This is a genomic window from Pseudovibrio sp. Ad5, from assembly GCF_001623095.1.
In the GTDB taxonomy this organism is placed as follows: domain Bacteria; phylum Pseudomonadota; class Alphaproteobacteria; order Rhizobiales; family Stappiaceae; genus Pseudovibrio.
In genome coordinates, this window is record NZ_LMCH01000025.1 from 213132 (window position 1) to 226933 (window position 13802).

General features: G+C 51.6%; 13 protein-coding genes. All 13 read left to right on the top strand.

Going from position 1 to position 13802, the window contains the following annotated elements; genetic code table 11:
- Position 1 precedes the first annotated feature (1 nt).
- The 13 genes from nuoH (at position 2) to proS (ending at position 13763) form a co-directional block, all read left to right on the top strand.
- On the top strand, positions 2-1075 hold the full coding sequence (nuoH, locus tag PsAD5_RS13270; RefSeq protein WP_063292455.1) for an NADH-quinone oxidoreductase subunit NuoH: 1074 nt from the start codon (positions 2-4) through the stop codon (positions 1073-1075).
- On the top strand, positions 1072-1308 hold the full coding sequence (locus tag PsAD5_RS13275) for a hypothetical protein (RefSeq protein WP_057465606.1): 237 nt from the start codon (positions 1072-1074) through the stop codon (positions 1306-1308). Before nuoH ends, PsAD5_RS13275 begins: the two co-directional genes overlap by 4 nt.
- Before the next feature lie 122 nt (positions 1309-1430).
- Complete coding sequence (gene nuoI, locus PsAD5_RS13280) at positions 1431-1919, top strand: NADH-quinone oxidoreductase subunit NuoI (protein WP_057465605.1); 489 nt, start codon at positions 1431-1433, stop codon at positions 1917-1919.
- 76 nt (positions 1920-1995) lie between these two features.
- On the top strand, positions 1996-2610 hold the full coding sequence (locus PsAD5_RS13285; protein WP_057465604.1) for an NADH-quinone oxidoreductase subunit J: 615 nt from the start codon (positions 1996-1998) through the stop codon (positions 2608-2610).
- A 112-nt stretch (positions 2611-2722) separates the two neighbouring features.
- Positions 2723-3031 carry an NADH-quinone oxidoreductase subunit NuoK gene (gene nuoK, locus PsAD5_RS13290; RefSeq protein ID WP_057465603.1) on the top strand — a complete coding sequence of 103 codons (309 nt, stop codon included), beginning with the start codon at positions 2723-2725 and terminating at the stop codon, positions 3029-3031.
- 7 nt (positions 3032-3038) lie between these two features.
- Positions 3039-5018, top strand: a complete 1980-nt coding sequence (nuoL, locus tag PsAD5_RS13295; RefSeq protein WP_063292456.1) for an NADH-quinone oxidoreductase subunit L — start codon at positions 3039-3041, stop codon at positions 5016-5018.
- Positions 5018-6544, top strand: a complete 1527-nt coding sequence (locus PsAD5_RS13300) for an NADH-quinone oxidoreductase subunit M (protein WP_057465601.1) — start codon at positions 5018-5020, stop codon at positions 6542-6544. The genes nuoL and PsAD5_RS13300 overlap by 1 nt, the downstream gene beginning before the upstream one ends.
- A 17-nt stretch (positions 6545-6561) precedes the next feature.
- On the top strand, positions 6562-8004 hold the full coding sequence (gene nuoN, locus PsAD5_RS13305) for an NADH-quinone oxidoreductase subunit NuoN (protein ID WP_057465600.1): 1443 nt from the start codon (positions 6562-6564) through the stop codon (positions 8002-8004).
- Positions 8005-8046: 42 nt separating this feature from the next.
- A complete protein-coding gene (locus PsAD5_RS13310; protein ID WP_208988595.1) occupies positions 8047-8787 on the top strand; it encodes a biotin--[acetyl-CoA-carboxylase] ligase in 741 nt (246 codons plus the stop codon).
- Positions 8788-9014: 227 nt separating this feature from the next.
- Positions 9015-10682, top strand: a complete 1668-nt coding sequence (locus tag PsAD5_RS13315) for a ribonuclease J (protein WP_063292458.1) — start codon at positions 9015-9017, stop codon at positions 10680-10682.
- A 234-nt stretch (positions 10683-10916) separates the two neighbouring features.
- Positions 10917-11321, top strand: a complete 405-nt coding sequence (mce, locus tag PsAD5_RS13320) for a methylmalonyl-CoA epimerase (protein ID WP_057465598.1) — start codon at positions 10917-10919, stop codon at positions 11319-11321.
- 155 nt (positions 11322-11476) lie between these two features.
- A complete protein-coding gene (locus tag PsAD5_RS13325; protein WP_057465597.1) occupies positions 11477-11755 on the top strand; it encodes a DUF1467 family protein in 279 nt (92 codons plus the stop codon).
- 682 nt (positions 11756-12437) lie between these two features.
- Positions 12438-13763, top strand: a complete 1326-nt coding sequence (proS, locus tag PsAD5_RS13330; protein WP_063292459.1) for a proline--tRNA ligase — start codon at positions 12438-12440, stop codon at positions 13761-13763.
- Positions 13764-13802 lie beyond the last annotated feature (39 nt).

A 13802-nucleotide genomic window follows, 5' to 3' on the forward strand; every position in this document is an offset into this window, starting at 1 on the left:
CATGGAAGCTTTTTTCTGGGATTATGGCTGGCCGCTGATCATCATGCTCTTCCAGAGCGTGTTGTTGATGGTCGTGCTGCTGCTGATCGTTGCTTACATTCTATACGCTGACCGTAAGATCTGGGCTGCTGTCCAGATCCGTCGTGGTCCTAACGTTGTTGGCCCCTGGGGCTTGCTGCAGAGTTTTGCGGATCTTTTGAAATTCGTTTTGAAAGAGCCAGTGATCCCATCGGGATCTGATAAGTTCCTGTTTTTGTTTGCGCCGCTGATTACAGTGGTTCTGTCACTCGCTGCATGGGTGGTTATGCCTGTTGCAGATGGCTGGGTGATTGCAAACATCAACGTGGGTATTTTGTATGTGTTCGCGATCAGCTCCCTTGGAGTTTACGGCGTGATCATCGGTGGTTGGGCTTCCAACTCCAAATACCCGTTCCTGTCAGCTCTGCGTTCTGCAGCTCAGATGGTTTCTTACGAAGTGTCTATTGGCTTCGTGATCGTGACTGTTCTGCTTTGCGTGGGTTCGTTGAACCTGACAGAGATCGTTTATGCGCAGCAGGCTCGCGGGCTTGCTCACGTGCTGGGCGTTCCCTGGTTGTCTATCTTGAACTGGTATTGGTTGCCGCTGTTCCCGATGTTCGTGGTGTTCTTTGTTTCCGCACTTGCTGAAACAAACCGTCCGCCATTCGATCTGGCAGAAGCGGAATCTGAACTGGTTGCAGGCTTCATGGTTGAGTACGGCTCTACCCCTTACATGATGTTCATGTTGGGTGAGTATGTGGCGATCTCCTTGATGTGTGGTCTGATGACCATCCTGTTCATGGGTGGCTGGTTGCCTCCACTGGATATCGCACCATTCACATGGGTGCCTGGTATCGTCTGGTTCCTGCTCAAGTGTCTGTTGGTGTTCTTCTTCATCTCCATGGCCAAAGCAATGGTCCCGCGGTATCGCTATGATCAGCTGATGCGTCTGGGTTGGAAAGTCTTCCTGCCGCTGTCACTGGCAATGGTGTTCATCGTGGCCTTAGTGCTGATGTTCATGGGCTGGACCCCACCAGTGGGTGGGTTCGGAGCATGATTTCCATCGCCGGGTTAATCGGCGGTGTCATGGGAATTTACCTTGGATGGCTGAACTACCGTCTCCTTCTTGGATTTATGGAGGCAGCCATCAACAAAGGAAAAGAGCGCAACCCAGCTGAAAAAGGTTGGGTTGAGCTGGCGGAACCGACGATCCGCAAAGTCATTTTTACCCTGACGATAATCGGGATTCCGATTATCGGATATCTCGCCGGAGCTAGCATTGCTCCTTAATTCGAGAGGAAAGGGTAACGAGAACCTAGTATGACTTCTTGGAAGTGCCCCTAGGTTCTCTTGGATTGTAATCGATCTTTCATGCCGGTGGCATGTTCGATCAAGAAAGGGCTGTAAAGGCTATGGGACTGGGACAGGCCGCAAAGTCGTTGCTTTTGAAGGAGTTCGTATCGGCGTTTTTTCTTGCCATGCGTTATTTCTTCAAGCCAAAGCCGACGATTAACTATCCCTTTGAGAAGGGTGCTGTAAGCCCGCGTTTTCGCGGTGAACACGCCTTGCGCCGGTATCCGAATGGAGAAGAGCGCTGCATTGCTTGTAAGCTGTGTGAAGCGATCTGCCCTGCGCAGGCCATTACGATTGAAGCTGGACCTCGTCGTAATGACGGGACACGCCGTACCACTCGCTACGACATTGACATGACCAAGTGCATTTACTGCGGGTTCTGTCAGGAAGCGTGTCCGGTGGATGCGATCGTGGAAGGCCCGAACTTTGAATTTGCGACCGAGACGCGGGAAGAGCTGTTCTACGACAAGGACAAGCTGCTTGCGAATGGGGAGCGTTGGGAGCGTGAAATCGCTCGCAATATCGAATTGGATGCTCCGTACCGTTAAGGTAACGGGAGTGGATTGTGTCCGGTTGGGGCTTTGCACTGACCGGGCGAGACAATAGGACAAAGGCAACCTAAAAATGGTTTTGCAGGCCCTGTTTTTCTATCTGTTTGCCGCACTTGCGGTGGCCTCTGCCTTCATGGTGATTGCTTCTCGCAATCCGGTTCACTCAGTGCTGTTCCTCATCCTGTGCTTCTTTAATGCAGCCGGGTTGTTTGTACTGATTGGTGCCGAGTATCTGGCGATGCTTCTGGTTGTTGTCTACGTGGGTGCGGTCATGGTGCTGTTCCTGTTCGTGGTCATGATGCTGGATGTTGACTTTGCCGAAATGCGTCAGGGGTTCTTGCAGTATTTGCCAATCGGCGCGCTGATTGGTGCAATTCTGCTGGCTGAACTTTTGATGGTTGCCAGTGGCTGGTACATCGCTCCTGGCATGTTAGGTGAAGGGTCCGCCCCGACACCTCCTGTTGAGCAGACACAAAATATCGCCGCTATCGGTGAATTGCTTTACACCCGCTACATTTACTGGTTCCAGGTTTCTGGTCTGGTGCTGCTGGTTGCAATGATCGGTGCGATTGTATTGACCCTCCGCCATAAGCCGGGCGTACGCCGTCAGAACATCTCTGAGCAGGTTGCCCGTCGTCCTGAAACTTCGATCGAAGTGGTCAAAGTTGAAAGAGGCAAGGGGTTGTAAGACGCGTTTGTAACGGGTCTTCATCATTAATTCGTGCCGGAGAAAAGGCCTTCCTCTTGAAGGTTCCTTCTCCGGAATTTGAATAGAACACGGGGAGCACTGAGAGGCGCCCATGGAAATTGGCATAGCGCACTATCTCGGGGTCGCAGCGATCCTATTCACCATCGGGATCTTTGGCATCTTTCTCAACCGAAAGAACGTCATCGTGATCCTGATGTCTATCGAGCTCTTATTGCTCGCAGTTAATATCAACCTGGTGGCATTTTCCTACTTCATGCAGGACATGGTTGGTCAGATCTTTGCGCTCCTGGTTCTTACCGTTGCAGCAGCAGAGGCGGCCATTGGTCTTGCTATTCTGGTTGTTTACTTCCGTAACCGCGGCTCTATTGCCGTGGAAGACATCAATATGATGAAAGGCTGAGGGGCGGATGTTTTCAGCAATCGTTTTTCTGCCGTTGCTTGGCTTCCTGATTGTCGGAATGTTCGGCAATCGGCTTGGGGTCAAAGCCAGCGAGTACATCACCAGCGGCTTCATGATTGTCGCAGCCCTTTTGTCATGGGTGGTGTTTTTTCAATACGGCCTTGGGTCGGAGAGCACACAGATTGTGACAATTTTCCGCTGGATCACCTCTGGGGATCTGTCGGTTAACTGGACAATTCGTGTTGATACACTCACCGCAGTGATGCTGGTGGTTGTGAACTCCGTTTCCTGTCTGGTTCACATTTACTCTATCGGGTACATGCACCACGATCCGCATCGTCCGCGGTTCTTTGCATACCTGTCCTTCTTTACCTTCTCAATGTTGGCACTGGTCACCTCTGATGACTTGCTGCAAATGTTCTTTGGTTGGGAAGGCGTTGGTCTGGCATCCTATCTGTTGATCGGATTCTGGTACAAGAAACCTTCTGCCAATGCGGCTGCGATGAAAGCATTCATCGTCAACCGTGTGGGTGACTTTGGTTTCGCTCTGGGTATCTTCGGTGTTTTCTACCTGTACGGTTCCATCGACTTCGCAACGATTTTCAGCAGCGGTCCTTCTCTTCTGGAGAACAAAGAGCCTGTTCTGAACTTCCTTGGTTATGAGTTGATGCCTGAAGCGGCGCTGACAGTTGTCTGTCTGCTGCTCTTCATGGGTGCCATGGGTAAATCAGCTCAGTTTCTGCTTCACACCTGGTTGCCGGATGCGATGGAAGGCCCAACGCCTGTTTCCGCGCTGATCCACGCAGCGACCATGGTGACGGCTGGTGTGTTCATGGTTGCGCGTCTAGCGCCAATCTTTGAACTTGCGCCAACGGCCCTGACTGTTGTGACCTTCTTTGGTGCGACGACTGCTTTCTTTGCAGCGACCATTGGCTGTGTGCAGAACGATATCAAGCGCGTGATTGCCTATTCCACCTGTTCTCAGTTGGGTTACATGTTCGTGGCGCTGGGTGTTGGTGCATTCGGTGTTGGTATCTTCCACCTGTTCACACACGCGTTCTTTAAAGCGCTGCTGTTCTTATGCGCTGGCTCCGTTATTCACTCTGTGTCTGACGAGCAGGACATGCGTAAGATGGGTGGGCTGCGTAAGCACATTCCATGGACCTACTGGACCATGATGATTGGTACGCTGGCACTGACTGGTTTCGGTATTCCGTTTACCTACATCGGTACAGCTGGCTTCATCTCCAAAGATGCGATCATTGAAGCTGCTTATGTTGGTCACAACATGTTTGCGTCCTATGCCTTCTGGGCAACGGTGCTTGCAGCTGCGCTGACAAGTTTCTACAGCTGGCGTCTGGTGTTCATGACCTTCCACGGCAAGACCCGTGCTTCTGTTGATGTGATGAAACACATCCATGAGAGCCCATGGGTTATGCTTGTACCGCTGTTGTTGCTTGCACTTGGTGCAGCTTTTGCCGGTATGGTGTTCAAGGATGCCTTTATTGGTGCTGACTATATCAGCTTCTGGAAGAATGTCTTTGGCGGTACGAACAGTGAGCTCGCAGTCATTGAAGAAATGCATCACGTCCATTGGCTCGTGAAGCTTTCCCCATGGCTTGCAATGGCTGGCGGTTTCATCATCGCTTACCTCTTCTACATCGCTAAACCAGACATGCCGAAGGCTCTGGCAGAGCGTCATAAGCCTCTGTACCTGTTCCTCCTGAACAAATGGTACTTTGATGAGCTTTATGACTTCCTGTTCGTGAAACCTTCCCTGGCTCTTGGCCGCTTCCTGTGGAAGCGCGGTGACGGCACTGTGATTGACGGACTTGGTCCTGACGGTGTTGCCTCACGCGTTCAGCAGGTTACCGGTTGGGTTGTTCGCCTGCAGTCTGGCTACATCTATCACTACGCATTCGCCATGTTGATCGGGGTTGCCTTCTTCGTGACCCTGGCCATGTTCTCCGGTGGGGGAGTTCATTAATGAACGACTGGTCCATCCTTTCCATCACAACATTTCTCCCACTGGTCGGTGTGTTCTTCATCCTGCTGGTGCGGGGGGATGACCCAGATGCGAAAACGAATATTCGGCGTGTTGCGCTGATTACGACGAGTTTCACATTTATCGTCTCTTTGTTCATCTGGGGCGGGTTCACCAACGAGAACCCTGGCTTCCAGATGGTGGAGAAGCACAACTGGTTTGGTGATACCTTCACCTACCACATGGGCGTTGACGGCATTTCCATGCTGTTCGTGATCCTGACTACTTTCCTTATGCCGCTGTGTATTCTGGCGAGCTGGGAAAGCATTCAGACCCGCGTCAAGGAATACATGATCGCTTTCCTCGTACTGGAAACACTGATGATCGGTGTGTTCTGTTCGCTGGATCTGGTTCTGTTCTACGTGTTCTTTGAAGCTGGCCTTATTCCGATGTTCCTGATCATCGGTGTTTGGGGTGGTCCGCGCCGCGTTTATGCAAGCTACAAGTTCTTCCTGTACACCTTGCTCGGCTCTGTGCTGATGCTAGCGGCTATCATGGCCATGTACTGGCAGGCTGGTACGCTGGATATTCCAACTCTACTTAATGAGAGTGAATTCCCGGCAGCGATGCAGACGTGGTTGTGGCTGGCCTTCTTCGCAAGCTTTGCAGTGAAGATGCCAATGTGGCCTGTTCACACCTGGTTGCCAGATGCTCACGTGGAAGCGCCGACGGCTGGTTCTGTTGTTCTGGCTGCGATCCTGCTGAAGATGGGTGGTTATGGGTTCCTTCGGTTCTCACTACCAATGTTCCCAATCGCCAGTGATATGTTCGCACCGTTCATCTTTACCCTGTCTGTCGTGGCGATCATCTACACCTCACTGGTGGCTCTGGCGCAGGAAGACATCAAGAAGCTGATTGCCTACTCATCCGTTGCTCATATGGGCTTCGTGACCATGGGTATTTTCTCTGCCAACGCGCAGGGTATTGAAGGTGCGATCTTCATGATGCTGGCTCACGGTCTGATCTCCGGCGCACTGTTCCTGTGTGTTGGTGTGATTTATGACCGGATGCATACCCGTCAGATTACCGCTTATGGTGGCCTCGTGAACAACATGCCTCGTTATGCGGTGGCGTTCATGATCTTCACCATGGCAAACGTTGGTTTGCCAGGTACAGCCGGCTTTGTGGGTGAATTCCTGACTATGATTGGTGTGTTCCAGGTGAACACCTGGGTGGCGTTCTTTGCCGCGACTGGTGTGATCCTGTCTGCTGCTTACGCTCTGTTCCTTTACCGCCGCGTTGTGTTTGGGGCGCTGGAGAAGGAAAGCCTCAAGTCCATGCTGGACCTGACAGGCCGTGAGAAGCTGATCCTGGCTCCGCTGATCATTTTGACTATCTTCTTCGGGTTCTACCCAGCAGCAGTGCTGGATGTGACGTCCGCGTCCGTTGGTGCCCTTATCGAAAACTACAATGCCGCGCTTGATGCAGGGGGTCTTGCCCATGCAGCCGCTGCAGTGTCTAGCCATTAACAGGGGACCGTGCACTCATGAATGCTGAGCTTCTAGCTATTCCTGATCTAATGCCGGTGTTGCCCGAGATCCTTCTGGTTCTCGGCGCAATGGTCCTGCTGATGGTTGGAGCTTTTGGTGGAGAGAAATCCACTCCGCTGGTAACGGGTATCTGCGTTGCGTTGCTTACTGTTGCGGGTCTGATCCTGCTGGTGAGCCCGCATTACGGCACAACATTTGACGGCGCATTCGTACAGGACGCGTTCTCCCAGTATATGAAAATACTGGTGCTGATCGGGTCCGGATTTGCGATTGCGATGTCCGTTGCTTACGCACGTTCTCAGAACTTTGACCGCTTTGAATACCCGATCCTCATCGTGATTGCGACCGTTGGTATGATGCTGATGCTTTCAGCCAACGATCTGATCTCCATGTATCTGGGTGTTGAGCTGCAGTCTCTGGCGCTTTACGTGGTTGCTGCGATTAACCGTGACTCTGTTCGCTCTACTGAGGCTGGCCTGAAGTACTTCGTCCTTGGCGCGTTGTCTTCTGGTATGCTGCTTTACGGTATGTCCTTCATCTACGGCTTTACCGGCCACACTGACTTTACTGGCATCGCGGCGGCTCTGACAGACGATCGTGCATCCCTTGGTCTGGTGTTCGGTATCGTGTTCATGCTGGCAGGTATTGCCTTCAAGATCTCTGCGGTTCCATTCCATATGTGGACCCCAGACGTTTATGAGGGTGCACCAACACCGGTTACTGCGTTCTTTGCAGCAGCGCCTAAGATTGCTGCGTTCGGTATGTTGATCCGTGTGCTGGTTGAGCCTTTGGGCAATGTGACCACGGACTGGCAGCAGATCGTTGTGTTCATCGCTATTGCATCCATGGGTCTTGGTGCCTTTGCTGCGATTGGTCAGAAGAACATCAAACGTCTGATGGCATATTCTTCCATTGGTAACATGGGTTACGCTCTGGTTGGTCTGGCAGCTGGTACTGAAGCTGGTGTCCACGGGCTGATCGTGTTCATGACTGCTTACCTTGCGATGACACTGGGTGCGTTTGCTTGCATCCTGTCCATGCGTCGCAAGGAAGGTATGGTTGAAGAGATCTCCGATCTTGCTGGTCTTTCCAAGACCAACCTGCCAATGGCAGTGTTGCTTGCAGTGATCATGTTCTCTCTGACCGGTCTGCCACCACTTATCGGCTTCTTTGGTAAGTTCTACGTGTTCATCGCTGCGATGGATGCAGGTCTTGCTCCATTGGTCGTGATTGGTCTGGTGACCAGCGTTGTGGCTGCTTACTATTACCTGCGTGTGATCAAGGTCATGTTCTTTGATGATGCGACTGGCGAGTTCCTGCCAATGTCTGGTGAAATGAAAATTGTGCTTGGTCTTTCCAGCGCAGTTGTCGGACTGTTCTTCATCATGCCGGAACCAATTATGAATGCGGCTGCCAATGCGGCTGGCGTTCTGTTCTAGTTTCCTATGATGAACCTTGGACAATTAAAAGACGAAGGCCCGGTGCGATCTGCACCGGGCTTTTGTTTTGAGTACTACGACCAGATCGGGTCCACCAATACTCACGGCCTGCACAAGGCACGGGAAGGGCATCCGGGTAATCTGTGGGTCCGCTCCGATATTCAGCTGAGCGGGCGCGGACGTCGTGGACGGGCGTGGACTTCGGAGACCGGCAATCTGTTTGCCTCGGTGTTGCTGCGGGTGGATGTACAGAACGAGAAGATCGTTCAGCTGCCCTTTGTAGCAGCCCTTGCTCTTGGAGAGGCTATTGAACGGGCAACTGGTGCGCACAATCTGGTGCAACTGAAGTGGCCGAATGATGTGCTCATCGACGGACAAAAAGTCTCTGGCATATTGCTTGAGAGCGAAAGTGGGCCTAATGGTGAGCTGTGCCTTGTGTGCGGTTTTGGCGTCAACGTGTCTCATCACCCGGATCTGGGTGATTATGCTGTTACAGATTTACGCAGCATGGGATACATGTGTGAGCCGCAACAGGTCTTTGAAGCTCTTGCGCAAAGTTTTGCACGATGGCTGGAAACGTGGAAAGCTGCCAGTGGGTTTGAAGAGATCAGATCTGCATGGCTGCGACGCGCCGTGGGGCGCGGGAAACCGATCCGTGTCCGCCTGAGCAATGAAGAGTTTTCCGGTGTCTTTATGGACATCGACCAAATGGGCCGCCTGATCGTCAAGATGGATCATGGTGGCGAGCGGCTGGTGACAGCCGGAGATGTTTTCTTTTCCTGAAGACGTGCAAAGCGTGTTCTGCTGGCCTTTTGAATACTAAGGCCACACGTCTGTCAGGGCATAGAGCAAGTTGCATTCACGCATCTCGCTTTTAGTTCTTTTGTTTGAGCTAGTTCTTGTCGCTTGATTGTTCCCAATCAAACGGAACGCGCTCTAGAGTTTATACGCATATTCTCATTCCGGGAACCGGAACCATTTATTGGGGATATGCTTTGAAGGAGTCTTAGATGTCGAGCACTCAAGAGCTCGTATTCCTGCCTTTGGGCGGTGTTGGCGAAATTGGAATGAATCTTGGTCTTTATGGATATGGACCTGAGGACGACCGTCGCTGGCTGATTGTTGATTTTGGTGTCTCATTTGCCGGACCGGAATTACCGGGTGTGGACCTTGTTCTGCCAGATATTCGTTTTCTGGAAGAAGAGCGTTCTCGCATTGATGGCATCGTCATCACGCATGCTCACGAAGATCATTACGGCGCATTGTCCTATCTGTGGAAGCGGCTGGAACTACCGGTTTACGCGACCGAGTTTACTGCTCGCCTTCTGGAAGCCAAGCTGATTGGCGATGGTGCGGATTATGAAATCCCGGTGACCGTTGTTAATCAGGGAGATCGTTTCAAAGCCGGTGTCTTTGATATTGAGATGGTGACTATGACCCACTCGATCCCGGAGCCGTGTGCTCTGGCTATTCGTGTTGGCGGTCAGCTGGTGTTGCATTCCGGTGACTGGAAGATCGATCTGACACCGGGTATTGGTAAGGCGATCGACCTTCAGCGTTTGCGTGAACTGGGAGATGAAGGCGTGGATGTCTTTGTCTGTGACAGCACCAATGCAGTCCGTGACGGGGTCAGCCCGAGTGAAGCGGATGTTAAGGAAGAGCTGACACGGATTATCAAAGAGGCACCGAACCGCGTTGCTGTGACCACGTTTGCCTCCAACGTTGCGCGTATGCGCGCGGTTGCAGAAGCGGCAATGGCGGCAGAGCGTGAGATTGTTGTGATTGGCCGGAGCATGCAGCGCACCGTCGAGATTGCGCGTGATCTGGGCTATCTTGATGGATTGGCGCCATTTCGTGATGAAGAGACCTATGGATCTTTGCCGCGTGATAAGGTTGTTGCTCTTTGCACTGGTTCGCAAGGCGAAGCGCGCGCTGCGATGGCCCGTATTGCAGGTGATCAGCACCGTCAGGTCGCGCTGTCTGCTGGTGATATGGTTATCTTCTCCAGTCGTACTATTCCCGGTAATGAAAAGGCTGTTTCCAACATCATCAACCAGCTGACCCACGAAGGGTTGAAAGTGGTAACAGACCGTGATGCGCTGGTGCATGTATCCGGCCACCCGCGTCGTGGTGAGCTGGATCAGGTTTACAATCTTGTGCGCCCGAAGAAGGTTTTGCCTGTTCACGGTGAGCCGCTGCACCTGCAGTGTCATAAGGACTTTGCGATCAGTAAAGGCGTGAAGGACGTTAAGATCATCCGTGATGGCGACATGGTGCGCCTACATCCGGGTGGGCTTGAGGTTATTGATGAAGCACCTGCCGGTATTCTGGTTCGCGATGGCCATTTGATTGCAGCGCCTGAGGAAACTGGTGTTCAGGAACGCCGGAAGCTTTCTTATGGCGGCTGCGTGACGGTCTCTCTGATCGTGGATGGTCGCGGAGAGTTGCTTGGCGACATCGATGTGGTTCTGTTCGGGATGCCGGATGAAACTGAAAACGGGACACCGTTTGAGGATGCCGTTCGTGATGCCGTTTATGGTGCTGTGATTTCCATTCCAAAGAGCCGCCGCCGTGATGTGGAACTGGTGCGTGAAGCCGCCAGGCGGGCAGGGCGCTATGCTGTTGTAGAGCACTGGGGCAAGAAACCTCTTTGTAAGGCATTGGTGCAACGCGTCTGATCCTCAGACACATTTTTCGAGATAATCAAAGGCCGCAAATGAGCATATCATCTGCGGCCTTTGACTTTTGATCCAATGGACTTTGTGAATGAAATCTGTTCCTTAGAACTCATAGGCGTTCATCTGCAGATAGGTGCTGTGCTCTGACATTTTGTTTGGGCAGCTTCTTGTCATTTGATTGTGTGCAATCGAATGGAACGCGCTCTAGAACAAAGAGTTATTGGGAGGACCGTCATGATTGGACGATTGAACCACGTCGCGATTGCCGTTTTGGATATGGAAGAAGGCCTGAAGGTGTATCGTGATGCACTCGGCGGCATTGCCTCAGAAAAAGTGGCACAGCCGGATCATGGTGTTTCGACCGTGTTTATCGAGCTTCCAAACACGAAGATCGAACTGCTGGAGCCGCTTGGCGAGAATTCTCCGATCTCCAAGTTTCTGGAGCGTAACACGCAAGGTGGTATCCATCACATCTGTTATGAAGTTGATGACATTCTTGCAGCGCGCGATCAGCTGGTTGCTAACGGAGCCCGGATTCTGGGTGATGGTGAGCCGAAGATTGGTGCACATGGCAAGCCGGTACTGTTCTTGCACCCAAAAGACTTCCTTGGAACATTGACCGAGTTGGAACAGGCTTAAGTTTGACTTGAAAGACTTGTGGTTTGAGGAAACTGGAAGGCTTTCGGTCCGGGCCTAATTCTTGTAGGTAAAAACCTGTAGTGTGCTGGTTGCTTTGTGATACAACAGTAAGGTGACCAGCCGCAGAAAAACAAGAACGTTCCAGGAGCACATTTATGGCTACGCCGCTACTCGTTGCACTCTACTTTATGATGTGGTGGATTTTGTTCCTGGCCATTTTACCGTTTGGTGTTCGCACTCAGGCGGAAGAGGGCGAAGTGGTTCCGGGAACGACTGAAAGCGCGCCCAAAAATCCTCAGATGCTGAAGAAGGTGATCATCAACACGATTGTAACGACAATTGTGTTCGTTGCCTTCTATTGGTTCCTTGAGTCCGGCCTTGGCGCGCATCTGTTTCCACTTGTTGATCAATTAATGGGCAATGCTCCTTCCTGATTTTGGTTTTGCACATCAATTGTGTGGCGTAAAATCAGCGAGTTACAGAGCAAATCCATCAAGTGTCAAAAAAGCGATTCTCTGGAATCGCTTTTTTTTGCGTTTAGAGGGGGGTTGTTTGGGAGGCACTTGTCTCCGCTGTGTTCAGGTTCTGGTGAGTATGCCGATATGAGAAAACTGAATGCGGCATTCATAGAATTTCATGGAGTGAAACGGCAGAAAATGGCGAAAAAAAAGCAAGGCCGAAGCCTTGCTGTTAGAACGAGTTCCGCGTCTAAATGTTCTCTTTGCACTTGCGTAGAGTGCCGGCTGCAACCAAACGGGCGCCCGAGAACCTTCCTCCCAAGACTAAAGATCGCGATACCTTGCAACACCGCTTAAGGGTGTTGTTTTTGTTGTTGAACAGACACTAACGTAATCACATTAGTTTGTCATCATTTTGTATCAATTCGCCGCAATTTTTTGCTTGCCTAAAATTTTAGCTATAATTTTTCGGAGATTCCGTGAGTTGAACCCAAAGGTGTAGGCAAAAAGCTGCGTGTATGGGGAAATATGTCTTAGAAAATTGGCATATAGCCATGTTGGCAGTTACAACAGGCGTTCTGCTTGCTAAGAAGACGTAGAAATGATGTTTGGTGGTGAGCCAAAGCTTGCGTGCCTTTAAACCTGAAGAGTTAAACTAATGCGTTTGTCCCGATATTTCCTGCCTATTTTGAAGGAAACTCCGAAAGAAGCCGAGATCGTATCGCACCGCCTGATGTTGCGTGCGGGTATGGTCTGTCAGCAGTCAGCCGGGATTTATGCATGGCTGCCGCTTGGCCACCGTGTGCTCAACAAGATTCAGCGTATTGTTGAAGAAGAGCAGAACCGCTCCGGTGCTGTCCAGCTGCTTATGCCAACCATTCAGCCAGCTGACCTGTGGCGCGAAAGTGGCCGCTATGATGCATACGGCAAAGAAATGCTGCGCATTGAAGACCGTCATGAACGGGAAATGCTCTTTGGTCCAACCAATGAAGAGATGATCACTGACATCTTCCGCAGCTATGTGCGCTCCTACAAGGACCTGCCGCTGAACCTTTATCACATACAGTGGAAGTTCCGCGATGAAGTGCGTCCTCGTTTCGGCGTGATGCGCGGTCGTGAGTTCCTGATGAAGGATGCTTATTCCTTCGACCTGGACAAAGAGCGGGCAACAGAAGCCTACCGCCGCATGTTTGTCGCTTATTTGCGCACCTTCGCCCGCATGGGTCTGACTGCAATTCCTATGAAGGCGGACACTGGCCCAATCGGCGGCGACCTGTCTCACGAGTTCATCGTGCTGGCGTCTACCGGTGAGAGCGAAGTGTTCCTTGATAAGGATATTCTTGGCCTGCCAACTCCGGCGGAAGACATTGATTTCAATGGTGACCTTTCCGGCATTATTGAGCAGTGGACCACGCCTTATGCTGCAACTGATGAGATGCATGACGAAGCTGCCTTTGAGGCTGTTGCAGAAGACAAGAAAGTTTCTGCACGCGGTATTGAAGTTGGCCACATCTTCTACTTCGGCACCAAATACTCCGAGCCTATGAGCGCGAAAGTGATGACTGCTGAAGGCAAGGAACAGCCTGTTCACATGGGTTCCTACGGCATTGGTGTGTCCCGCCTGCTGGGTGCGATCATTGAAGCGTGCCATGATGATGATGGCATTGTCTGGCCAAAAGAAGTTGCGCCGTTCCATGTTGGTTTGATCAACATGAAGGTTGGTTCTGAGTGCGATGACGTTTGTGAGAGCGTTTACGCGGAGCTGGAAAAGGCGGGCGTTGAGGTTCTTTATGATGACCGCAAGACCAGTGCAGGCCAGAAATTTGCAAGCATGGATCTAATTGGTCTGCCGTATCAGCTGGTTGTTGGCCCACGTGGTCTGAAGACTGGTGAAGTGGAAGTCAAAGACCGTGCAACTGGTGATCGCGAAATGTTGACCCCGGAAGCGGCTGTCAACAAACTGATTTCTGCCTTAAAAGGCTGATATCAGCGAAGCTTGGGGTAACTCAGTAGCTTCAATGGT